The 21,413-nt window shown below is 73.2% G+C and carries 20 protein-coding genes and 1 pseudogene; 9 read left to right on the forward strand and 12 right to left on the reverse strand.

Annotated features, from left to right (window positions below):
• The first annotated feature begins 56 nt into the window (after positions 1 to 56).
• Entirely contained in the window at positions 57 to 1,850 is a 1,794-nt protein-coding gene (locus BM339_RS23130) for a choline/carnitine O-acyltransferase (RefSeq protein WP_083597841.1), read from the forward strand.
• Here BM339_RS23130 and BM339_RS23135 read toward each other — a convergent pair whose 3' ends face one another.
• The 5 genes from BM339_RS23135 to BM339_RS23155 form a co-directional block, all read right to left on the reverse strand.
• Positions 1,851 to 2,426 (reverse strand): antibiotic biosynthesis monooxygenase, encoded by a 576-nt coding sequence (locus tag BM339_RS23135; RefSeq protein WP_075022175.1) that lies wholly within the window; start codon positions 2,424 to 2,426, stop codon positions 1,851 to 1,853.
• A 126-nt stretch (positions 2,427 to 2,552) separates the two neighbouring features.
• Positions 2,553 to 3,758: an ABC transporter permease gene (locus BM339_RS23140; RefSeq protein ID WP_024935394.1), complete on the reverse strand. Its 1,206-nt coding sequence runs from the start codon at positions 3,756 to 3,758 to the stop codon at positions 2,553 to 2,555.
• Positions 3,755 to 4,459: an ABC transporter ATP-binding protein gene (locus tag BM339_RS23145; protein ID WP_021598973.1), complete on the reverse strand. Its 705-nt coding sequence runs from the start codon at positions 4,457 to 4,459 to the stop codon at positions 3,755 to 3,757. The genes BM339_RS23140 and BM339_RS23145 overlap by 4 nt, the downstream gene beginning before the upstream one ends.
• On the reverse strand, positions 4,456 to 5,586 hold the full coding sequence (locus tag BM339_RS23150) for a peptidoglycan-binding protein (RefSeq protein ID WP_083597842.1): 1,131 nt from the start codon (positions 5,584 to 5,586) through the stop codon (positions 4,456 to 4,458). The genes BM339_RS23145 and BM339_RS23150 overlap by 4 nt, the downstream gene beginning before the upstream one ends.
• Positions 5,586 to 6,101, reverse strand: a complete 516-nt coding sequence (locus tag BM339_RS23155; protein ID WP_021598971.1) for a hypothetical protein — start codon at positions 6,099 to 6,101, stop codon at positions 5,586 to 5,588. The genes BM339_RS23150 and BM339_RS23155 overlap by 1 nt, the downstream gene beginning before the upstream one ends.
• A 163-nt stretch (positions 6,102 to 6,264) precedes the next feature.
• Here BM339_RS23155 and BM339_RS23160 point away from each other — a divergent pair, with 163 nt between their 5' ends.
• Positions 6,265 to 6,921 (forward strand): response regulator transcription factor, encoded by a 657-nt coding sequence (locus tag BM339_RS23160; RefSeq protein WP_075022176.1) that lies wholly within the window; start codon positions 6,265 to 6,267, stop codon positions 6,919 to 6,921.
• The gene (locus BM339_RS52330) at positions 6,918 to 8,198 is read left to right on the forward strand and encodes a sensor histidine kinase (RefSeq protein WP_075022177.1); all 1,281 of its coding nucleotides are present in this window, start codon (positions 6,918 to 6,920) and stop codon (positions 8,196 to 8,198) included. Before BM339_RS23160 ends, BM339_RS52330 begins: the two co-directional genes overlap by 4 nt.
• Here the strand turns inward: BM339_RS52330 and BM339_RS23170 are convergent.
• The 5 genes from BM339_RS23170 to BM339_RS23190 all read right to left on the reverse strand — a co-directional run bounded on the left by BM339_RS23170 (position 8,086) and on the right by BM339_RS23190 (position 12,537).
• On the reverse strand, positions 8,086 to 9,342 hold the full coding sequence (locus BM339_RS23170; protein WP_075022178.1) for an FAD-binding protein: 1,257 nt from the start codon (positions 9,340 to 9,342) through the stop codon (positions 8,086 to 8,088). The two genes, BM339_RS52330 and BM339_RS23170, sit on opposite strands and share 113 nt — an antisense overlap.
• Before the next feature lie 364 nt (positions 9,343 to 9,706).
• Positions 9,707 to 10,036, reverse strand: a complete 330-nt coding sequence (locus BM339_RS23175) for a hypothetical protein (protein ID WP_075022179.1) — start codon at positions 10,034 to 10,036, stop codon at positions 9,707 to 9,709.
• Between the two features lie 440 nt (positions 10,037 to 10,476).
• A complete protein-coding gene (locus BM339_RS23180) occupies positions 10,477 to 10,872 on the reverse strand; it encodes a hypothetical protein (RefSeq protein ID WP_075022180.1) in 396 nt (131 codons plus the stop codon).
• A gap of 73 nt (positions 10,873 to 10,945) precedes the next feature.
• Complete coding sequence (locus tag BM339_RS50000; RefSeq protein WP_177287759.1) at positions 10,946 to 11,671, reverse strand: hypothetical protein; 726 nt, start codon at positions 11,669 to 11,671, stop codon at positions 10,946 to 10,948.
• 50 nt (positions 11,672 to 11,721) lie between these two features.
• Positions 11,722 to 12,537 (reverse strand): helix-turn-helix domain-containing protein, encoded by an 816-nt coding sequence (locus BM339_RS23190; RefSeq protein WP_021597393.1) that lies wholly within the window; start codon positions 12,535 to 12,537, stop codon positions 11,722 to 11,724.
• 330 nt (positions 12,538 to 12,867) lie between these two features.
• On the opposite strand from BM339_RS23190, the gene BM339_RS23195 reads away from it, so the two are divergent.
• From BM339_RS23195 to BM339_RS23215, 5 genes are read left to right on the forward strand one after another with little or no spacing between them, the layout of a single operon-like run.
• Positions 12,868 to 14,187, forward strand: coding sequence for an ATP-binding protein (locus BM339_RS23195; RefSeq protein WP_021597394.1), 1,320 nt, complete (start codon positions 12,868 to 12,870; stop codon positions 14,185 to 14,187).
• Positions 14,184 to 14,618, forward strand: a complete 435-nt coding sequence (locus BM339_RS23200) for a roadblock/LC7 domain-containing protein (protein WP_021597395.1) — start codon at positions 14,184 to 14,186, stop codon at positions 14,616 to 14,618. Before BM339_RS23195 ends, BM339_RS23200 begins: the two co-directional genes overlap by 4 nt.
• Positions 14,615 to 14,971 (forward strand): DUF742 domain-containing protein, encoded by a 357-nt coding sequence (locus BM339_RS23205; RefSeq protein WP_021597396.1) that lies wholly within the window; start codon positions 14,615 to 14,617, stop codon positions 14,969 to 14,971. Before BM339_RS23200 ends, BM339_RS23205 begins: the two co-directional genes overlap by 4 nt.
• Entirely contained in the window at positions 14,949 to 15,542 is a 594-nt protein-coding gene (locus BM339_RS23210; RefSeq protein WP_021597397.1) for a GTP-binding protein, read from the forward strand. The genes BM339_RS23205 and BM339_RS23210 overlap by 23 nt, the downstream gene beginning before the upstream one ends.
• On the forward strand, positions 15,539 to 16,741 hold the full coding sequence (locus BM339_RS23215) for a cytochrome P450 (RefSeq protein WP_021597398.1): 1,203 nt from the start codon (positions 15,539 to 15,541) through the stop codon (positions 16,739 to 16,741). The genes BM339_RS23210 and BM339_RS23215 overlap by 4 nt, the downstream gene beginning before the upstream one ends.
• Positions 16,742 to 16,796: 55 nt before the next feature.
• Here the strand turns inward: BM339_RS23215 and BM339_RS23220 are convergent, their stop codons facing one another.
• The gene (locus BM339_RS23220; protein ID WP_024935790.1) at positions 16,797 to 18,206 is read right to left on the reverse strand and encodes an SPFH domain-containing protein; all 1,410 of its coding nucleotides are present in this window, start codon (positions 18,204 to 18,206) and stop codon (positions 16,797 to 16,799) included.
• 483 nt (positions 18,207 to 18,689) lie between these two features.
• On the opposite strand from BM339_RS23220, the pseudogene BM339_RS23225 reads away from it, so the two are divergent.
• A pseudogene (locus tag BM339_RS23225) lies at positions 18,690 to 20,030 on the forward strand (bifunctional copper resistance protein CopD/cytochrome c oxidase assembly protein); the annotation flags it as partial.
• A 47-nt stretch (positions 20,031 to 20,077) separates the two neighbouring features.
• On the opposite strand, the gene BM339_RS51590 reads toward BM339_RS23225, so the two are convergent.
• Positions 20,078 to 21,406: an HD-GYP domain-containing protein gene (locus tag BM339_RS51590; RefSeq protein ID WP_075022183.1), complete on the reverse strand. Its 1,329-nt coding sequence runs from the start codon at positions 21,404 to 21,406 to the stop codon at positions 20,078 to 20,080.
• Positions 21,407 to 21,413 lie beyond the last annotated feature (7 nt).

Here is a 21,413-nt window from a genome sequence, read left to right on the forward strand (position 1 = left end):
CGCCGCGCGGTCCACCCTGGAACAAGCGGTCCACCTGGAACAACAAGAGGAACGCATTGAACGCCGGTGAAGAACTGTCGCCCCGCACCTTCGGCAACGAGGAGCGCCTGCCGCGGGTGCCGCTGCCCACGCTCGACGCGACATGCGAGCGGTTCATGGAGTGGTGCGGTCCGCTGCTGACCGACGACGAGCGGGCCCGGACGGAGTCCGCGCTGGCCTCGTTCGCGCGCCCGGACGGGCCGGGCCGGGCGCTGCACGCGGCGCTCGAACGCTACGACGCGAGCGAGGGCGTGCACAGCTGGCTGGACACGTTCTGGCCGTACCGCTACCTGGGCCGCCGCGACCGGATCGCGTTGAACGCCAACTTCTTCTTCCTGTTCAAGGAGTCGCCCGAGGGGCAGGTCGAGCGCGCGGCCGGTCTCGTCGCCGGGGCGCTGGACTACAAGCTGCGGCTGGACGAGGAGGACGTCCCGCCGGTCGTCCAGCGCGGCCGCCCGCTGTCGATGGCGCAGAACAGGTTCCTGTTCTCCACCACGCGCATCCCCGGGGCCGAGCAGGACACCGTCCGCGCCCCCTACACCGACGAGTGGCCCGGCCCGTCCGGCGCCCGGCACATCGTGGTGTTCTTCCGCGGCACCATGGCCCGGATGGACGTGCTCGGCCCCGACGGGCGCCCGCACACGCTGGACGAGCTGACGGCGGGCCTCGCCGCCATCATGAAGGCGGAGGCCCCGCCGGAGCCGTCCGCCGGGCACCTCACCACCAAGGCCCGCGCCGAATGGGCGGCGAGCCGCGAGGCGCTCATCGCGCTCGGCAACGACGACGCGCTCGACACCGTCGAGACCGCGCTGTTCTGCGTCTGCCTGGAGGACTTCGCCCCCGCGAGCACCGTGGAGGCCTGCGACCACCTGCTCCACGGCGACAGCGGCAACCGCTGGTTCGACAAGGCCGTGTCCTTCGTCGTGTTCGGCGACGGCACCGCCGGGATCAACGTCGAGCACTGCGGCCTGGACGGCACCACGATCCTCAGCTTCGTCGACGCGCTGCTCGGCACGCCCGCCGAGGAGCTCTCCCGGCGGTCGGGCGCCAGGTCGCAGGGCCTGCCGGTCATCGAGCCGATCGAGTTCGTCCTCGACGACGTCCTGCGGCGCGACATCCAGGACGCCGCGGCCGCCTTCGCCGCCTACGGCGCCGCGACCGCCACGGCGACCGTGTCGTTCGACGACTTCGGAGCCGACCACGCCAAGCGGCTGAAGACGTCGCCGGACGCGTTCGTCCAGATGGCCTACCAGCTGGCCCACAAGCGCGCGAAGGGCCACGTCGGCGCCACCTACGAGTCGATCGCCACCCGCCAGTACCGGCACGGGCGCACCGAGGCGATGCGCGTCGTCACCCCCGAGGTGCTCCGCTTCACCGAGGTCATGGACGACCCGGCGGCCGGCGCCGCGCTCCGCCGGGACGCGTTCCGCGCCGCCGCCGGCGCCCACGTCCGCCGGGCCAAGGAGTGCCAGGCGGGGCAGGCGCCCGAGCAGCACCTCTGGGAGCTCCAGCTGATCCAGAAGCGGCGCGGCGCCGAGCTGGGCGTCACCGAGCCGCTGCACCTGTTCGACTCGCCGGGGTGGCTGACGATGCGGGACGACTACCTGAGCACCAGCTCGGCGCCGTCGGTCAACATCCGGTACTTCGGCTTCGGCTCGACCAGCGAGCAGTGCATCGGCGTCGCCTACGTCCTGCTCCCGGACCGCTTCAACGTCTACCTGAGCACCCCGCGCCCGGTCGCGGCGGCGATGGGGGTGTTCGCGGAGAAGCTCCGCGAGGCCGTGGCCGAGCTGCGGGAGCTGCTCGCCTGATCACCGGCCGGGCCGCGCCGGCCGGTGCGCCCGCTCGATCGGGTACAGCCAGCGCCGGAGCGCCCGGCTCAGCGCCGGCATGATCACCAGGGTCAGCAGCGGGATCACGATGACGGGGAAGACCAGGGCCTTCAGCGGCAGCGGCCACGACGTCGCCGACGGTGTCACGAACGCCTGCAGCAGGAGGCTGAGCGGGTAGACCGCGCAGAACGTCACGACGATCATTTTCGCCTTGGACGGCGCCGGGACCGACTCGCCGGGCAGGTTGAACCATGTCTCCAGCCCGGTGGTGTCCTGCGTGTGCTCGTCGGCGACGTCGCGGACCCGGGCGATCCACTCCTTGCGCTCGCCGGAGCCCATCCAGCCGTCGAGGCTCGCCTGGTCGGCGAAGTTCACCACGGTGTAGTACCGGGGCCTCGACCCGTCGGCGCGCAGCCATGTCGCGCCCAGGTGCCCGGGGAACCGGGTCGCGACCGCGTGCAGCCCGTCGGCCCACTCCTCGAAGTCGCGCTCCCGGCCGGGCTTGACGTCCCAGGTGATCACGACCGTGACGGGCTCGGCCTCCGCTGTCCCCATACACGCACTCTCACCGCCGTGTGCCGTTCCATGCCGCCGGGCCCGCGGGGCGCCGGCCCGCGGCACGCCCCCGCGGTCCGCGGCCGGCGCGCCCCCGGCCGGTGCCCCGCCGCGGGCCGTGCCCCGTCAGGTGGTGGCGAGCGCCTCGGTGGGGCTGAGGCGGGACGCCCTGATCGCCGGGTACAGGCCGGCCATCGCGCCGATGAGCAGCGTCGCCGCCACACCGCCCGCCAGCGCCCACGCCGGGATGACGACCGGCCAGCCCTGGTAGAGGGCGTAGATGGCGGTGACGATCGTCCCGATGAGCGCGCCGCCGACGCCGCCGAGGGCCGACAGCAGCAGCGACTCGGCGAGGAACTGGGTGCGGATCTGGCCGCGCGTCGCGCCGAGGGAGCGGCGCAGTCCGATCTCCGACCGGCGCTCCAGAACCGAGATGACCATGGTGTTGGCCACCCCGACGCCGCCGACGAGCAGCGCGACCGCGCCGAGGCCGAGCAGCAGCCCGGTGAACGCCTCGCCGGCCGCCTTCTTGGCGGCCAGCGCGTCCGACGGGCGCGACACCTGCACCTCGTTCGGCGCCTCCGGGTTCGCGGTCGCGCCCAGTACGTCCCGGACGTCCTCGACGCTCGCGTCCTGCGACCGGGTGTAGATCGTCGTGGCGTGCCCGTCGAAGCCCAGCGCGGACCGGGCGGCGGGCCACCCGACCAGCGCGGCGGTGTCCAGCTCGGGGGCCAGCGGCGCCGCCTTCAGGATGCCGATGACGGTGAACTTCCGGCCGCCGATGAGCACCTGGACGTCCGGGGCCGCGTGGCCGATCCCGAGCCGTTCCGCGGCGGTCGACCCGAGCACCACGGCCGGGAAGCTGCCGGTCGCGGCGTTCAGCCAGACGCCGTTGCCGAGCTCGGCGCCCGTCGCGGCCCGCAGGTCGGTGCGGGCCGCGTAGGTGGCGATGCCCTTGGTCTCGCTCTCGGGCATCTTGCCGGTCCGGTAGACCTTCGCCTCGTTCATCAGGCCGATCGCCGACACCTGCCGGACCGGGGCGATCCGGGACACCATCGCCTCGGCTTCGAGGGGCAGCTGCGCCTCCTCGCCGGTCATGGTGCTGCCCGGCGACACGGTCAGCAGGTTCGTGCCGAGGGCGGCGAGCGCGCGGTCGAGGTCGGCGCGCGACGACGACGAGACGCCGACGACCGCGACCATCGCCGCGATGCCGATCGCGATGCCGAGCGCCGACAGGAACGCGCGCATCGGGCGGGTTCGCAGGCCGACCGCGCCGACCCGCACCACGTCCCCCGGCCAAAGCCGCGCAGGTTGCAACGTCCCGGGCATCATCGCGCCGCCTCCGCGAACGCCTCGGCCCCGGAGTCGCCGGCCGCGGTGTCGTGGACGATGCGACCGTCGCGCATCCGGACCTGGCGCGGCAGTTCGGCCGCGATCTCCCGGTCGTGCGTGATGACCAGGACGGTGGTCCCGGCCGCGTGCAGCTCGCGGAGCAGCGCCATCACCCCGTCCCCCGACGCCGAGTCGAGCGCGCCCGTCGGCTCGTCCGCGAGGAGCAGCGCGGGCTCGCCCGCCACCGCCCGCGCGATCGCGACGCGCTGCCGCTCGCCGCCCGACAGCTCGTGCGGCTCGTGGTCCAGCCGGTGGCCGAGGCCGACCCGCTCCAGCGCCGCCGCGGCCCGCCGGCGCCGCGCCGCCGGGCGGAGTCCCGTGTACAGCAGGCCGTCCGCCACGTTGTCGATCGCCCGGGTGCCCGCGGCCAGGTGGAAGTGCTGGAAGACGAACCCGATGCCGCTCGCCCGGAGCGCCGACAGCTTCGCGTCCGGCAGCCGCCCCACGTCGTGCCCGGCGATGTGGACGCTGCCCGAGGTGGGGCGGTCCAGCGTGCCGAGGATGTTCAGCATGGTCGACTTCCCCGAGCCGGACGGGCCGACGATCGCGGCCATCTCGCCCGCGCCGATGTGCAGCGTCACGCCGTCGAGCGCGCGGACGCCGCCGGCGTACAGCTTGGTCACCTCCCGCAACGTGATCATTTCGGTACCCCCACCACAGTGCCCTCGGCGATCCCCGGCCCGGAGACCTCCACCTTCCCGTCCGCGAACAGGCCGGTCTCGACCGGGACGAAGGAGGACGTGCCGCCGTTGACGACCTCGACGCCGAACCCGCCCTCGCTCAGCGCCACCAGCGCGGCCACCGGCACGGTGAGCACGTCCTTGCGCTCGCCGGCGGTGAACGTGACGTCGACGGCGGCCAGCGCGTACCCGGCGGCGGCCTTCTTCGCCTTGCCGGAGTCGAGCCAGATGGTCACCTCCACCTTCGTCGTCGGGTCCTCGCCCTGCTCGCCCGGATCGATCACGGTGGTGACCTCGTCGATCTTCGCGGCGACCTCCTCGTTCTCCGGCAGCGTCACCTCGACGGCGGCGCCCTTCTTCGCCATCCGCTGGTCGGCGGTGTCCAGCTCGACGGTCACCGCCTTGGCGGTGCCGGTGTAGGTGAGCACCTTCTTGCCGGGCGCCGCGGGCTCGCCGGGGTTCGCCTGGACGCCGTCCACCCGGACGGCCCCGGACGCGTACGCGACGCGTCCGAGCTCCACGATCCCGGTCTCCTCCACTCCGATGTCGTCCTGCCATTCCTGGACGGCGGCGGCGGTCTCGGACGAGTACTCGTCGTCGACGGTGAACCCGTCGTAGCCGAGCGCGCTGAGGTTGGCCTCGAACCGCTTGACGTCCGAACCCTCGTCACCGGTCTTCAACGGGCGGTAGGAGGGCTTCGAGCCGTACATCAGCACGACCGGGTCGCCGTCCACCTCGTACAGCTCGTGGCCGCGGGTGATCTCGTCGCCGCTCGCGGGCAGCTTGGTCAGCGTGCCCTTCACCTGGCTCGTCGCGGTGTACACCGGGCCATAGCCGAGCTGCCCCTCCTCGCTCAGGGTGTCACGGAGCGTCTGCTTGGCCACCTTCGTGGTGTTCGGCGGCAGCGCGGACGCCGCCCCGCCGCCGGAGTCCCCGCCGGTCCCGAGCGCCGCGACGGTGGCGACGCCGCCGATCGCGACCAGAGCGCCGACGGCAAGGGCGATCTTCAGGCGCGGCCGGCCGCGCCGGCGGCGCGGCGGACGCCCCTCCTCCTTCGGCTGGGTGCGCTCCACGGTGGTCTCGCCCATCACTTCTGCTGTCCGCCCTGGAGGATCTTCTGGCAGGCCTGCTGCGCCTTCTCGAACGTGGCGTCGTCGTCACCCTTCTTCCGCTGGATCCGGATGCCCGGCTCGTTCGGGTCGGGGTCCGGGAAGTCCTTCACGCCGTTCTCGCGCATGCACTCGGCGAACTCCTGGGCGCGCTGCTGCGCCTTCGGGTCCGGCGCCCCGGTCCGGTTCGCCTGCGGGCTGTACTGCCGGCACGCCTCCATGGCCTTCTTCATGGCCTCCTGCTTCTCCGGACCGCCCTTGACCTTGAGCTGGACGCCCTCGCCGGGCTTCGGGTCCTCCATGTCCACGCCGTGGTCGCGCATGCACTGGGCGAACTTCAGGCCCATCTCCTCCTTGCTGAGCTGCTCGCCGCCGGCCGCGCCCTTCTTCGCGCCGCCCGCCGAGGCCACCTGCGAGCCGCCGTCGTCCCCGCCGCATCCGGTCAGGGTCAACGCCAGGGCCAGGGGCAGTATCGCCAGTACTCGCTTGCGCATCTGGTCTCCTCGTCTCCGCGGCCGGAGCGATTCCGGCCGGTTGACGAGTGATGAAACCGGGCCGCGCGTTTCCCCCTCGTTTCCGCTTCCGGAACCCGTCCACTAACAGAAACGAAACAGCGCCTAGGGCACCATTCGGTCGGGACCGTCGAGGGAGGAACGGATGCGGGTGCTGGTGGTGGAGGACGAACGGCTGCTGGCCGACGCGATCGCCGAATGGCTGCGGGACGCGACGCACGCGGTCGATCTCGCCTACGACGGGGCGGCCGCCCTGGAACGCGTGGGCGTGAACGACTACGACGTGGTCGTCCTGGACCGCGACCTCCCCCTCGTCCACGGCGACGACGTCTGCCGGGAGATGGTGCGGAGCGAGACCACGGCGCGGGTCCTGATGCTCACCGCCGCGGCCGAGATCACCGACCGCGTCGACGGCCTCGGGCTCGGAGCCGACGACTACCTGACCAAGCCGTTCGCGTTCCCCGAGCTGGCCGCCCGCGTCCTCGCGCTCGGCCGCCGCGCCCGCCCCGCCGCGCCGCCCACGCTGCACCGCGCGGGCATCACCCTCGACCCGGCGCGCCGCGAGGTGTTCCGGGACGGCCGCTACGTCCCGCTCGCGCGCAAGGAGTTCGCCGTCCTCGCCGAGCTGCTCCGCGCCGACGGCGCCGTCGTGTCCGCCGAGCAGCTCCTGGAGAAGGTCTGGGACGAGCACGCCGACCCGTTCACCGGCGCCGTCCGGCTCACGGTCCTCAAGCTGCGCCGCAAGCTCGCCGACCCGCCCGTCGTCGAGACCGTCAAGGGAGCGGGGTACCGGATCCCATGAGGCTGTCGCTCCGCGCCCGGCTGACCATCACCTACGCCGGCCTGTTCCTCGTCGCCGGCGTGGTCCTGCTCGGCGCCACCTACGCCCTGTTCAACCAGCAGCTCTCCCGCTCGGGCACCACCAAGGTCGTCGCGACCCGGCTGAACCCCCGCCCCGCGCCCTCCGCCGTCCCGCAGAACACCCAGCCCGTGCAGCGGGAGGAGCCGTTCCCGGACGCCGAGCGGTGGATGAAGAAGCAGCACGACGAGCTGCGGGACGCCGCGGTCACGTCCCTGATCACGCAGGGCTCCATCGCCCTGCTGGTCGTCGGCGGCGCCGCCGCCGGCTTCGGCTGGCTCATCGCGGGCCGGGTCCTCACCCCGCTGCACCGCGTCACCGAGACCGCCCGCCGCATCGCAGGCTCCCCCGCCGCCGACCGCAGCCTGCACGAGCGCATCGCCCTTCCCGGCCCGCACGACGAGGTCAAGGAGCTCGCCGACACCTTCGACTCGATGATCGAACGCCTCGACCGGTCCTTCGACGGCCAGCGCCGCTTCGTCGCCAACGCCTCCCACGAGCTGCGCACCCCGCTCACCCTGGGCCGCGCCCTGGTCGAGGTCGCGATGCACCGCGACTCGGCGTCCCCGGACGTCCGGCAGCTCGGCGAGACCCTGCTGCAGATCAACATGCGCCACGAACGCCTCATCACCGGCCTCCTGCTGCTGGCCCGCTCCGAGAACGAGATCACCACCCGCGCCCCCGTCGACCTGGCGGACGTCGTCGGGCACGTCGCGTCCCAGACCGCCCTCGAAGCCAGGGACACCGGCATCACCGTCGAGACCAGCGCCGCCGAGGCCATGACCACCGGCGACGCCCTCCTGCTGGAACGCGTCGTGCAGAACCTCCTGGAGAACGGCCTGCGCCACAACACCGAAGCCGGGTGGGTCAGCGTCGCGTGCCGCACCGAGAACGGGCACGCCGTCCTGGAGGTGACCAACTCGGGCCCGCCCATCCCGACCTACGAGATCCCGGCCCTCTTCGAACCGTTCCGCCGCATGGACTCCGACCGCATCGTCACCGCGAAGGGCGCCGGGCTGGGCCTCTCGATCGTCCACTCCATCGTCCGGGCCCACGACGGCACGGTGACCGCCGCCCCGCGCAAGACCGGCGGCCTCCACGTGACCGTCACCCTCCCGGGCGAAGAAGGGCGTCCACGAACGCGTTACGGAACTTCCCGCCGGGATCAAATTTCCTCGCCAGCCGAGCAAAATCATCGCCACGCTCGTAACCCGCTATGACCTCCTCCCCCGGCGTGGTGCTGAGCTTGCCCCAGTGCGGGCGCGCCCCCAGCGGAACGAGCCGCTCCTGAAGCTCCGCGACCACGGGCAGCACCCCCGCCGGGTCGTCGTGCCAGGTGAAGTGGAGCGTCACCGAGTCCCGCCCGTACGCCGGACTCAGCCAGAGATCGTCACCACGCACCGTCCGCACCTCAGAAATGTGCAGCACCGGTGCGACCGCATCCGCGATGGCCCGCACCGCCCCGAACGCCTCCGCCGCCGCGTCCCTGGGCAGGAACCACTCGGACTGGAGCTCCCGCCCGGCACTCGGCGTCACCTCCGGCCGGAAGTGCGGAAGGCGCTCATGCCACGGCCCCGGCACCCCCATCTGGACGGTGCACGCCGCCGGAACCATCCCCGGCACGGGATGCACCGGCTCCGAAGCCGCACTCCCACCCGCCCAAACAGGCGCCGGCACGTCCGTCCGGCACTTCAGCCAAACCCTCGCAACCCCACTCCGCCAGTCGGTGAACGCACTGACGCTATAGGCCGCCCCGAAGACCTCGTCGAACCCCGCCCCTAGCTCATCCAGCGGCACCTCGACCCGCACACGCTGCGCCACCTCGAACGCGGGCTCCACGTCCAACGTCACCCGCGTGACAACCCCCAGAGCCCCCAGCGCCACAACCACACCGGAGAACACGTCAGCCCCGCCCTCCCGGCGAAGTTCGACAAGGTCACCCTCCGGCCCGACGAGTTCGAGCGCGCTGACGGACGCGGACAGGCAGCGCAGGCCGTCCCCTGACCCATGGGTACCGGTGGCGCACGACCCGGCCACCGAGATGTGCGGCAGCGACGCCATGTTCGGCAGCGCGACCCCGTTCCGAGACAGCTCCGCGGCCACATCCGCGTACCGCATCCCGGCCGCCACGGTCACGCTGGACCGCCCCGAGTCGATCTCGACCATGGGCGGCAACCCGTCCAGCCGGACAAGCTCCCCATCGCTGTCCGCGACAAGACTGAACGAGTGCCCGCTCCCCAGCGCCCGCACCCGCCGCCCCCGAGCAACGATCCGCCGCAACTCGTCCACAGACTCCGGCCGATGCACCCGCCCGGCCCCGAAAACAACGTTCCCCGCCCAGTTACGAAGCCGCCCCTCAACCACCCGCCCAAACCTCCAAGCACCAAACCACAACACCCCACCAACCGCCGCCAGCGTAACCCCGCAACCCCCCACGCCCCGCCGCCCAACTCCGCACCAGCAGCGCAGGCCCCATAACCGCTCGCCTCCGCCCCCCTTGCACCAAAGCCTCCCGAAGTACTCCCCACCGCATCTCCACCCCAACGAGAGCAACCCCGCACACGAGGACACGATTCATGATGAAGAACGACCCGCACACCACAACGCTGCCCCAGACCCACACCAAGACCAGCACAGACGGCCGCACACCCCAACCCACCCGGCCCCAAGCGCGGCAAGCACCTCCGCACAGCGCCCGGCCAACCAACATGCGCACGAGAACACGGGTTCAACTGCAGCGCAAAGCGCACGCCACAACGCCCACCGGAAGACCAGCCCGAATGGCCACCCGCGCCTCGGCCCACCCGGCGGCGAACTCGGCCAGCGCCAGCACGCCGCACCCGGGAAGCTCGGCATCGCAGCCATGGACGCTGTTCATCGTGAAGCGCCGCGCGCACATCACCACGCTGACCAATCCGACCTGCGAAGACCGGCGCGAACGGCCGCGTACCTGGGCCCGCCCAGCGGCGCCCGCGGCCGACACCACCACGCCGCGCCCGGCCAACGCGGTGCCGCGCACGAGGACGCGGTGCATCATGCGGCCCAACGCGCGCATCACCGCGCTGACCGAGACCCCGGGAAGATCAGCGCGGACGGTCGGCCGCGCCTCGGCCCGCCCGGTGGAGGGTGCGGCCGGCGCGTCCGCGGCGCGGTCGGCGGTGAGTGGGTGGGCGCCGGGTCGGCGGTGGCTGGGCCGGGCGGGTCGGCGGCCGGGGTTCGCGGCGAGCCGCGCGTCGGCCGGCCTCGGGGGGCGGGTGGTGGTCTCACGCTCGGGCGGCGGCCGGGAGCCGCGTCGCCGAGCTTCGCGATCAGCGCGACTGAGGTTGGGAGGATTTGCAGCACGGCGGCGGGTTGTCGTGGAGCGCGACTTGTGGTTTCCGTGCTGGCCGAGTTCGACGTGGACGTTGCGGGGGCGGCGGTGCTCGACCTGGTCGACCTGGTCGCACGGGGTACGCCACGAACGCCTCGACCCGGTCTCCTTCGCCGGGGGTGGGCTTATCAGTCGCCGTAGTACTCCTCCTCGACGGTGGTCCACGGGTTTGTTCCTACGCCGCCTAGGAAGTCGTCGAACCTGCTGGCCGCCTTGTTCTCGGCGGCGCGGTCTTCGGGGGTCGGTTGGTACCAGCGTCGTCCGGTGCGGAGGGTTAGCAGGGCGGTCATGTAGGGGCTGATGTCCACCCGGTCCTGTTCGTATCGGGCGTTGCCGTCTGGGGTGCGGAGGAAATCGCCGGTGGCCAGCTGCGACGTCAGTTTGATGACCTTCTTGCCACCTATGCCTGCTCTGCCTACCAGCACGAGCTTGAGTCCGAAGGCGTATGCGAGCTGTGCGTACCAGCCGAGGTGCTCACCTTCGGTGAAGGTGCAATCCAGTGCTTGCCCGACCTGTGCGGCCACTTGTCCCGGGTGCTCATCGGTGTCTGCGCGTACGTCGAAGTGGATTATTTGTCTTTTCAAGTGACGCGGCTCCCTAGTGCTTGTGGATGATTTTGTTGCCTAAAACCAGGTCGCCCTTCACGTGGACGTCGCTGCTGAAGACGGTGGTGCCTTCGGGGTTAGGGTGAGGGGACCGGGCGGCCGGGGTGTTCGTGCCTGTCAGATACATCCAGGCTTCGGTGGTGGTCTCCTTGACCGTGAGCGTGACGCGTTCGAAGGCGCGGGGGTCCAGTGGGCCCTTCAGGTGGGACACGAACGCGTCGTAGACGAACGGCGAGACGATGAAGCCCAGGTCGGCGCCGGTCTCGGCCATGGCGGTCTTGAGGACGGGGGCCTCCAGGAGGCGGGCCGTCTGGATGATGACCTGACCGTTGACGCCCTCGGCGTCGGGCGCGACGGGGCCGACGTGCAGGGCGACGCGGAGCTGGACGCGGACGGCGGCGCTCGCGCGGTGGTTGTGCCGGCGGAGCGCGAGGGCCAGGTGCCCGGCGAGCGGGTCGACCAGGGACGCGGTCGGGACGCGGGGCGAGACGATGACGAGGGCGCCGTCGCCGCGGTCCTCGCGGTAGAGGTCCGAGGGCGGGACGCCCGACGCGTCCAGCGCCTGGAGCAGGATGGTGTAGGTGACGTCGCGGACGACCTGGCGGTCGTCGTCGTCGCGGGACGGGTCGCCGAACCCGGCGATGTCGCAGAAGAGGACGGAGCAGTTCAGGCCCGCCCAGGTCGCGAGGGCGCCGGCGCGCTCCAAGGGTGCTTCCACGGAACGAGTGAACGCTTCGGGCGGGCGGATGTCCATGTCGTCCGACACAGTCACCGGGACCGCAGCTCGCGGGGGCTCACGCCGAAGCGGCGGCGGAAGGCGTGGCTGAGGGCGCTGGCGGAGGAGAAGCCGGTCGCGTGCGCGATGTCGGTGATGGTGACGTGCCGGTCGCGGGGGTTGCGCAGGCGGTCGCGGACGAGGCGGAGCCGCTCCTCGCGGATCAGCGCGCGCGGCGTGGTCCCGGCGCGCTGCAGGGCGAGCTGGATCTGGCGCAGCGACCAGCCGAGGTCCTGCGCCATCGCGGCGCCGGTGAGGCCGGGGTCGGTGGCGTGCTCGCGGACGTAGCGGCGCACGACCGCCTCCACCTCGGCGAGGTGGCCGGGCGCGGGCGGGTGCTCCTGCCCGGTGACGAGGAGGCAGAGCAGCTCGGTGATGCGCTCGCAGGCGGCGTCGAACTGCGGAGCGGTGAGCGCGCCGCGTTCGGCGCCGACCGCGCGGACCATGTCGGCGACGACGCGGCCGAGGCCGGTGGACAGGTCGAGGCCGGTCAGCGGCAGGGACGGGCCGGGCAGCCGGCCGTCCATCTCCTGCGCGGGGATGGTCATGACGAGCGCGCGGGCGGGCCGGGGCTGGACGACGCGGAACGGCGCCGCCGGTGCGATGAGGCCGCCGGTCCCGGGGCGCAGGCGCGCCTCGCGGCCGTCCTGCTCCATCAGCAGCTCGCCGTGCAGCGGCAGCAGGAAGCGGTAGCCGCGGTCGCGGTGGGCCTGCCCGGCGGTGCGGACGTAGTCGGCCCGGTCCGCGAGGTAGAGGACGAGCCGGTAGGCGGCGCCCTGCCGGACCGCCCCGCCGAGCACGTCGTCCACAGGTCCTCCGCCGATCCGTCCCGCGCCGCCGCCGGACGCGTCACCGGCCCGGACGTGAAGATCGCTTCGGCGTGAGAGTAGTACGGCCGCCACCCCTGAATCTGGAAATTCCACCGGAAAGTGACGCGTTTCAGACGGTACGTGATCATGCGATGCGCCCGGCGGCAACTTCTCTGCGCGCGAGCACAAGCGCGCACCCCAGGACCCGTCCTACGGTGCCGAAACTGCGGCGTATCCGCGCCGTCCGAAACCCCCACCAGCCAAGAGGCGGTCGACCGGGTGCCGTGAAACCGGCCGGTCCCCTCGCCCGGACCCCTGCACGAGGATCTGATGGAGCCCTTCCTCCTTGCTGCGGCGTTCGTCGTCGTGGCGGGCGCCGGCATCGCCGCCGCCGTCCTGCTCGTCCGCGAACGGCAGGCGGCGGCCGAGCTCCGCGAGCAGAACGCCGTCCTGGCCCGCGGCCTGGACCTGCGCGAGAAGGAGCTGCGGCACCTGGCGGACGTCCGGCTGCCCGAGCTCATGGAGTCCCTGCACAACCCGGGGCTGCACGTCGCCGGGCCGCTGCACGACCTCGGCCGCGAGGCCCCCGCCTACGGGCAGGCGCTGCAGACGGTGATCGACCTGTTCGCCGGGTCCGCCGCGCGCGTCCGGGAACGGGCCGACCTGTCGGCGAAGTCGACGCTGCGGGCGATGATGCGCGCCGTGCAGAGCCTCGCCAACGAGCAGCAGCTCGCCATCTCCCACATGCAGGAACGCCACGACGACCCGGACGTCCTCGAGGGCCTGCTCCGCATCGACCACATGAACGCCCAGCTCGGGCGGCGCGCCCAGGCCACCGCCGTGCTGTGCGGGTCGTGGCCCGGCCAGCAGCGCTCGGCGTCGTCGCTGACCGACGTGGTGCGCGGCGCGACCTCCCGCATCCGCGACTACCTGCGCGTCAACCTGCAGGGGCCGGTGAACTCCGCGGTGACCAGCCGGGCCGTGGAGCCGATCGTGCTGACGCTCGCCGAGCTGCTGGACAACGCGGCCCGGCACTCGCGGCCCGACACCACCGTCGAGGTCAACTTCCAGCCCACGCACAACGGCGTCGCGATCATGATCGACGACGCGGGCGTGGCGATGGACGCCGACGAGCTGCAGCGCGCCACCGAGCTGCTGTCCGGCGACGCGTCGGTCGACATCCACCGGCTCGGCGACCCGCCCCGCGTCGGGTTCGCGGTCGCGGGCGTCCTCGCCGCCCGGTACGGGTTCCGCGTGTCGGTCGACACGCGCTCGCCCTACGGCGGCGTGCGGGCGGTCGTGTTCGTGCCGTCCGCGCTGCTGGCCCCCGTCCAGGACCGGGCGCCGGAGCCGTCCGCCGCGTCCCTGCACGCGGAGGAGAAACCGCCCGGCACCGCGGCGGACGAGCCGGCCACGCCCGGCGGCCTGCCCAAGCGGAGCCGCGTCGCGGTCGCCGAACGGCCCGCCGTGCCCGCCGGCGAGGACGAGCCCGCCGGCCCGCCGGACACCGGAGAGCGGCCCCCCGCCAGGCCGGCCAGGGAGACCGCCGCGGGCCTCGGCGCCTGGCAGCGCGGGACCCGGTCCGGCCGTGCCGCCGCGTCGCCCGGCGCGGACGGCCCGAGCATCGAGAGCAAGGACCTGCGGCCATGAACGAGGGGTGGAACGGCGCGATGGACGACGGTACGAACCGGCTCGGCTGGATGCTGGACGACGCGCTGCGGATGCCGGAGACCCGCTACGCGATCCTGCTGTCGGCCGACGGGCTGCTCATGGCGCACTCCGAGCGGATCAGCCGGGACGAGGCGGAGCGGCAGGCCGCGGGGATGGCCGGGCTCCAGTCGCTCGCCCGCAGCACCGCCGAGTTCTGCGGGGATCCGGGCACCACGTGGCGGCAGACCGTGAACGAGTTCGACGACGGGTACGTGTTCCTCGTCGCCGCCGGTCCCGGCGCGTACCTGGCGGTGTCGGCGACGCAGCACGTGGACATGGAGACCGTGTCGTTCCGGCTCCAGGAACTGGTGCAGCGGCTGGGCAAGGAGATGACCAGTCCGCCTCGCCCCGGCGCGGGCCGTCCCGCATGACCCCCCGCAGGAACGAGCGCGCGCTCGTCCGCCCGCACGTCGTCACCGGCGGGCGGGCGCACCCCACCCGCAACGTGTTCGACCTCGTCACGCTCGTGATCGCCACCGGCGACCTGCCGCGCACCGGGCTGTCCCCCGAGAAGCTGCGGATCATCGAGCTGTGCCGGGGCGGGGCGCTGTCGGTGGTCGAGATCGCCGGGCATCTGCGCCTGCCCGTCGGGGTCACCAAGGTGCTGCTCTCCGACCTCGTCGACAGCGGGCACCTCACCACCCGGGCCACCCCGCCCACCGCCCAGCAGTCGAAGGCCCGGCTCCTTCAGGAGGTGCTCGATGGACTCCGCGCTCGCCTCTGACACGCCCTATCTGCGGGAGAGCGTCAGAACCGCCGTCAAGATCCTTATCGTGGGGCATTTCGCCGTCGGGAAGACCACCTACGTCGGGACGCTGTCGGAGATCCGCCCGCTGCGCACCGAGGAGCGGATGACGCAGGCCGGCGCCATGGTGGACGACCTCGCCGGCATCAAGGACAAGACGACCACGACGGTCGCGATGGACTTCGGCCGCCTCACCCTCAGCGACGACCTCGTCCTGTACCTGTTCGGGGCGCCGGGGCAGCAACGCTTCACCCGGCTGTGGGACGACCTGGCGCGCGGCGCGCTCGGCGCGCTGATCCTGGTGGACACCGCACGGCTCAAGGAGTCGTTCGCCGTCATGGACATCGTGGAGAAGCAGGGCCTGCCGTACGCGGTCGCCGTCAACCGCTTCGAGGGCGCGCCGGTGTTCCCGGACGCCGAGGTGCGCGAGGCCCTCGACCTCGCGCCGGACACGCCGCTCGTCACCTGCGACGCCCGCGACCGCCGCTCCTCCACCGAGGCGCTGATCTCCCTCGTCGACCACCTGCTGACCCTCGGAAAGACCTCATGACCACGCAGCACACCGAAACCGAGCGCACCCCGATCTACGGGCCGGAGTTCGCCCGGGACCCCGCCGCGGCCTACGCCCGGATGCGCGCCGAGCACGGCGACCTCGCGCCCGTCGAGCTGTCGCCGGGCGTCCCGGCGACGCTCGTCCTCGGCTACGACGCCGCGCTGGAGATCCTGCGCGACCCCGGCACCTTCCCGCGCTGCAGCGAGGTGTGGGAGGAGGCCGTCGGCCCCGAGTGCCCGGTGCTGCCGATGATGATGACGCGGCCCAGCGCCCTGTTCACCAACGGCGCCGTGCACGCGCGGCTCCGGTCGGTGATCGTCGAGAGCCTGGAGCGGGTCGACCCGGTGTCGCTGCGCGGGTACGTCGCGAGCAACGCCGACTCCCTCATCGACCGGTTCGCGGCCGACGGCAAGGCCGACCTCATCGGGCAGTACGCCCGCGCCCTGCCGCTGCTGGTGTTCAACGAGATGTTCGGCTGCCCCGAGGACATCGGCGCCAAGCTCGTCCGGGGCATGAGCGCCATCTTCGACACCGTCTCCGCCGAGGAGGGCAACGCGCTGCTCATGGAGGCCACCGCCGAGCTCGTCGCGGCCAAGCGGCGGCGGCCGGGCGCGGACATGACGTCCTGGATGATGGCCCACCCCGCCGGCCTCGACGACACCGAGATGGCCCACCAGATCATCCTGCTGGTCGGGGCCGGCACGGAGCCGGAGCAGAACCTCATCGCCAACGGCATCGGGCTGCTGCTGTCCGACGACCGGTTCGGCGGCGACCTGTCCGGCGGCAGCCTGCCTGTCGAGGACGCGCTCGACGAGATCCTGTGGACCGACCCGCCGATGGCCAACTACGGGACGACGTTCCCCCGCCAGGACGTCGACTTCCACGGGCACCGGCTGCCCGCGCACCAGCCCGTGCTGGTCAGCTACGCCGCCGCGAACACCGACCCGTCACGGGCGACCGCCGACCGGAAGGGCAACCGCGCCCACCTGTCGTACGCCGGCGGGCCGCACAACTGCCCGGCCAAGAGCCACTCCCGGCTCATCGCGTCCGTCGCGATCGAGCAGCTCCTCGACCGCCTCCCGGACGTGGAGCTGGCCGTCCCGGCGGACCGGCTCGAATGGCGGCCCGGCCCGTTCCACCGCGCGATGACGGCCCTGCCCGTGGTCTTCCCCCCGGCCGGGCAGGACGCCTTCTGAGACGGGACCCCTTCTGAGACGGATGCCCGCCCGGCCTGACCGGGCGGGCGTCCGGTCAGGCTCCGGCCTTCGGCCCCCCGTCCGCGGTCGCGGCGCGGAGGGCGCCGACGACGGCGGTCAGCTGCGTGATGAGGCCGGCCACGCTGGTCTGGTCGGCGCCGTTGACGGTGACGGTGCGCAGCTCGTCCGGCTTGGGCAGCTTGGCCATGATCTCCGGCAGTGAGGCGATGAGCCGCGTCTGGACGGCCGCGGGCGAGCGGTCGTTCTCCAGCGCGGCGCGGGCGCCCTCCCGCTCCAGGTCGAGCAGCGCCTGCTCGTGCCGGGACCGGGCGCGCATGTCGGCGAGCGCCAGCTCGCCCTCGGCGCGGAGCCGGGCCAGGTCGTGGTCGCGCTCGATGCGCAGCCGCCCCGTCTCGGCCTCCTCCTCGTGCCGCTCGCGCTCCATCCGCAGCGCGTGCCGCGTCGTCTCGGTCTGCAGCTCGGCGACCTCGCGGGAGTCGTCGTGCTCGCGGCGGGTGCGGCGGAGCTTCTCGGCCGCCTCGGTGTCGAACAGCTGCGACTCGTTGCGGGCGCGCAGCTCGGCGATCTCCCGCTCGTGCTCCAGCCGCTGCGTCTCCTTGACCCGGGCGGCGGCCATCTCCCGCTGCGCGACCGCCTCCTCCGCCTCCAGCTCGGCGAGCCGCGCGATCTGCCCCTGCTCGGACCGGTACGGCTTCTGCAGGTTCTCCCAGAGCCGGGACGAGCTGACCACGGCCTCCTTGATCTGCACCGTGACGATGCGCAGCCCGAGGCCCTGGTCGCCGCTCTCCTCGCCCTCGGCGACCGCGCGGAGCCGGGCGGTCAGCTCCTCGATGATCGGCTGCTTGTCGCTGAGGACGTCCCGCACCCCCATCGTGGCGACCTTGTCCTTGATCGCCGCCTCGGCCTGCTCGCGGAGCTGGAGGTTCACCACCCGCATCGGGTCGTCGGAGTCGCCGAAGTCGAGCTTGCGGTACGCGGTGCCGAAGTCCTGGATGATCCACTGCACGTAGCCCTGGACGAGGACGCCCTGCAGCTCCCGGCAGATGCAGTACGCGTTGATCAGGATCGTCTGCGTCGCGCCCGGCACGACCAGGAACGAGTCGGTGGACGGATTGAACCGGAACGACACCCCGAGCCCGATGTGCAGCGGCTCGGTCCGCCCGCGCCGGGTGTGCACGACGAACGCGTTCGGCGGGACGAGCACGTTCTTCCACCGCCAGAACCCGCTGATCCGCACGTCCACCGGGCCGGGCCCGGACCGGTCCGCACCGGGCCCGGCGCCGAGGGCCCGTTCGCGCTTGGCCAGCGGGCCCGCCGGCGGGGCCGCGGCGGGCATCCCGGGCACGGCCGGAGGGGAGCGCCTGGCCCGCAGGTCGTCCTCCAGAACCGCCTGCTGCGCGACGACCTTCTCCAGATAGGTGTTTCCCTGGTCGGGGGCGCTCATCTCGCTCCTCGGGGCTCGGTTTGGCCGATACCTTAATGAACCCTTCACCCGCGTGTGTGCGTATTTCTGCGCGTGACGACACGTGAGGCGACCCCGGGGTCGGAGGCGGCTCGGGTGCCCCGGGCCGACGGGCCGATGCTCGTCATCGGCGCCGCGGCGATCGCGCTGGTCGTCCTCGCACTCGTGATCAGGCTGGGCGGCGCGCTGAGCGCCACCGCCGCGCCGGGACTGTCGCAGGCCGGGGCCCTGAGCAAGGTGGGCCTGTCGGTGGCCAAGCTCGGCGGCGACGTCGCCGCGGTCCTCACGGTCGGCTGGCTGCTCGTCGCCGCCGTGTTCGTCCCGGCGGCCTCCCCCGCCGGGCGCCGCTGCCTGCGCGCCGCGGCGCTGGCGGCGATGGCGTGGGCGGCGTGCACGCTGGCGCTGATCGTGTTCACCGTCCTGGACCTGTTCGGCATCGGCGTCACCGGGGTCACCGGCGACATGATGCGGACGCTCCTGCTCGATCTGCCGCAGGGGCGGGCGCTGCTGCTCGTCCTCGGCGCCGCGGTCGCGGTGGCGGTCGCGGCGAGCCTGCCCCGCGCCGCCGGCGGCGCCGGGTACCTGCTCGCGGGCGCGCTCGCCGGGCTCCTCCCGCCGCTGTTCACCGGGCACGCGGCGAGCGCCTCGAACCACGCGCTCGCCGTCTACAGCCTGGCCTTCCACGTGCTCGGCGTCTCGCTGTGGGTCGGCGGGCTGGTCGCCCTCGTCACCGCCGCGCCGCACGTCCGCGACCGGCTTCCCGAGATCGTCGGACGGTACAGCGGGCTGGCGCTCGCGTCGTTCGCCGTCGTCGGGCTCAGCGGCGCGGTGAACGCCTGGGTGCGGCTCGGCGGCCTCGACCTCGGGTCGAGGTACGGGGCGCTCGTCGTCGCGAAGTGCGCGGCGCTCGCCGCCCTCGGCGCGATGGGCTGGTGGCACCGCCGCGCCACCATCCCCGCCCTGCGGGACGGGACGGGCGCGCGGCCGTTCCTCCGCCTCGGTACGGTCGAGCTCCTCATCATGACGGCGACGATGGCGCTCGCCACCGGGCTGTCCCGCACGCCCCCGCCGGAGAATCCGCCGGACACCCTCGACGTCGTCGCGCTGAACCTCGGCTTCCCGCTGCCGGGCCCCGCCGGGCCGGGCCCCTACCTGCTCGACTGGTGGATCGACCCGCTGTTCTTCGTGCTGGTCCTGGCCGGGGCCGCCCTGTACGGGCTGGGCGTCGCGCGGGTGCGTGACTGGCCGTTGCCGCGGACCGCGTCGTGGGCCGCCGGGCTCCTCGTCGTACTGCTCGCCACCGCGAGCGGGATCTCCCGGTACAGCATGGTCCTGTTCAGCGCGCACGCCCTCCAGCACGTCCTCGTCGGGGTGCTGGCACCGGCCCTGCTGCTCTACGGGGCGCCGCTCCGGCTGGCGCTCACGGCGATGCGCGGGGAGGGGCGGTCACTCGTCGCCGCCGCGGGCGCGAGCCGGGCGCTGCGGCTGCTCGCCCATCCGGCCGTCTCGTCGCCGCTGCTCCTGCTCGCCCTCTACGCGTGGTACGTGTCGCCGCTGTTCGCGCCGTCCCTCGGCAACCACGCCCTGCACTCGCTCGCGATGGCCGCCTTCCTCGTCATCGGCCTGGCGTACTTCCACGGGACGACGGGGACGCCGATGCCGTTCGCCGTCCTGCCGCTGCACGCCGTCGCCGGGATCGCGCTGATGCGGAACGGGACCGTCCTCGGCGGCTGGTACGAGCACCTCGGCCGCCGCTGGGGGGCGTCGCCGCTGGACGACCAGCGCCTCGGCGCGCTGCTCCTCTGGACGCTCACGGCCGCGATCACCCTCGCGGTCGCGGCGGCGCACGAGGTCTACTGGCGCAGGCGCCGGTCCACGACCCGGCTGAGCGCCTCCACGACGGTCGGGTCGTACTCGGCGGCCGAGTCGAGCCGCAGCCGCTCCAGCACGGCGGCGCCCCGGTCGCGGTCGGAGGAGTCGCCGACCAGGTCGTCGTAGGCGTTGGCGACCTTGATGATGCGGCCGGCTAGCGGCGGCGGGAGGGGCCGCTCCCCCGGGTCGCCGGACGGCTCGCGGCCCGTCCGGTAGGGGTGCGAGGACAGCTGGACGATGTGCGCGACGCGGTCCAGGACGCCGGTCTGCTTGATCACCTCGGCGCCCAGCTCGGCGATCCGGCGCTGCTCGGCCGGGGACGCCAGCACGGTCGCGCCGCCGGGGATCGGGTCGCCGAGCGACAGCTGCCCGATGTCGTGCATCAGCGCCGCGTACTCCAGTTCGAGCAGCTCCTCCTCGGACATGCCGAGTTCGCGCCCCATCCGCACCGCGAGCCTGGACACGCGCCGCGAGTGCCCCGTCTCCACGTAGCCGCCGACCTCGGTGACGCGGGACAGCGCCCGGACGGTCTGCAGGTACGTGGCGCGGATGCCGGCGTACCGGCGGAACGCGAACTGCGTCACCAGGATCGGCACCGTGAAGATCAGCAGCGCGGCCTCGCCCATCGCGGTCGTCGCCACGGCGATCAGCACCGCGGTGGCGCTGGTCGCCGCGCACAGCGCCGCCTTCGCGTCGATCTCGTCCCGCAGCGCGATGCCGAACCGGGCCCGGACGGCCTCCGCCCGGATCATCGCGGCGATCAGCACGTCGGTGAAGCACGACAGGACCACCACGACGCACATCACGGCCAGCAGCAGCGGCCAGGGCAGGCCGAGGTCGAGCAGCGGCCGGAAGCACAGCGCGACGACCGCGACGGTGAACAGCCGGCGCGCCATCGCGTCCGGCCGCGGGGTCCGGCCGACCGCGATGTGCGGCAGCGAGCCGACCAGCATGGCGACCGCGGTGACGGCGACGACCTGCAGCGCGGAGTGCTCGGCCGCGACCACGCCGAGCGGCGCGCCCGGCGGGGCGCCCTCGGGGCCGATGCCGACGAGCAGCGCGTAGCCGGTGGCGCCCGCGCCGGCGACCGGCGCGACCTCCCGGTTCCCGGGCATCACCATGCGGAACAGCTCGCCGAGCGCGATCAGCACGCCGAAGATGATCGCGATGTCGGGCTGCCGCAGGCCGGTCGCGGCGACCTGGGTGATCGCGACGATGACGAACAGGCCGGCCGTGGCGATCAGCAGCAGCTGGCCGGAGTCGATGGTCTGCCAGGCCGCCCGCTCTCGGGCGCGGGTCTGGCCGCTCATGGGCGTC

It is taken from the genome of Actinomadura madurae (assembly GCF_900115095.1).
Taxonomy (GTDB): domain Bacteria; phylum Actinomycetota; class Actinomycetes; order Streptosporangiales; family Streptosporangiaceae; genus Spirillospora; species Spirillospora madurae.

Bases quoted from the DNA above. Each gene is read 5' to 3' on its own strand.
- BM339_RS23135 (WP_075022175.1), bottom strand. From the start codon at position 2,426: ATGGGGACAGCGGAGGCCGAGCCCGTCACGGTCGTGATCACCTGGGAC.
- BM339_RS23195 (WP_021597394.1), top strand. From the start codon at position 12,868: ATGGAGCCCTTCCTCCTTGCTGCGGCGTTCGTCGTCGTGGCGGGCGCC.
- BM339_RS23200 (WP_021597395.1), top strand. From the start codon at position 14,184: ATGAACGAGGGGTGGAACGGCGCGATGGACGACGGTACGAACCGGCTC.
- BM339_RS23220 (WP_024935790.1), bottom strand. From the start codon at position 18,206: ATGAGCGCCCCCGACCAGGGAAACACCTATCTGGAGAAGGTCGTCGCG.
- BM339_RS52330 (WP_075022177.1), top strand. From the start codon at position 6,918: ATGAGGCTGTCGCTCCGCGCCCGGCTGACCATCACCTACGCCGGCCTG.
- BM339_RS23160 (WP_075022176.1), top strand. From the start codon at position 6,265: ATGCGGGTGCTGGTGGTGGAGGACGAACGGCTGCTGGCCGACGCGATC.
- BM339_RS51590 (WP_075022183.1), bottom strand. From the start codon at position 21,406: ATGAGCGGCCAGACCCGCGCCCGAGAGCGGGCGGCCTGGCAGACCATC.
- BM339_RS23210 (WP_021597397.1), top strand. From the start codon at position 14,949: ATGGACTCCGCGCTCGCCTCTGACACGCCCTATCTGCGGGAGAGCGTC.
- BM339_RS23140 (WP_024935394.1), bottom strand. From the start codon at position 3,758: ATGATGCCCGGGACGTTGCAACCTGCGCGGCTTTGGCCGGGGGACGTG.
- BM339_RS23215 (WP_021597398.1), top strand. From the start codon at position 15,539: ATGACCACGCAGCACACCGAAACCGAGCGCACCCCGATCTACGGGCCG.
- BM339_RS23205 (WP_021597396.1), top strand. From the start codon at position 14,615: ATGACCCCCCGCAGGAACGAGCGCGCGCTCGTCCGCCCGCACGTCGTC.
- BM339_RS23150 (WP_083597842.1), bottom strand. From the start codon at position 5,586: ATGGGCGAGACCACCGTGGAGCGCACCCAGCCGAAGGAGGAGGGGCGT.
- BM339_RS23145 (WP_021598973.1), bottom strand. From the start codon at position 4,459: ATGATCACGTTGCGGGAGGTGACCAAGCTGTACGCCGGCGGCGTCCGC.
- BM339_RS23155 (WP_021598971.1), bottom strand. From the start codon at position 6,101: ATGCGCAAGCGAGTACTGGCGATACTGCCCCTGGCCCTGGCGTTGACC.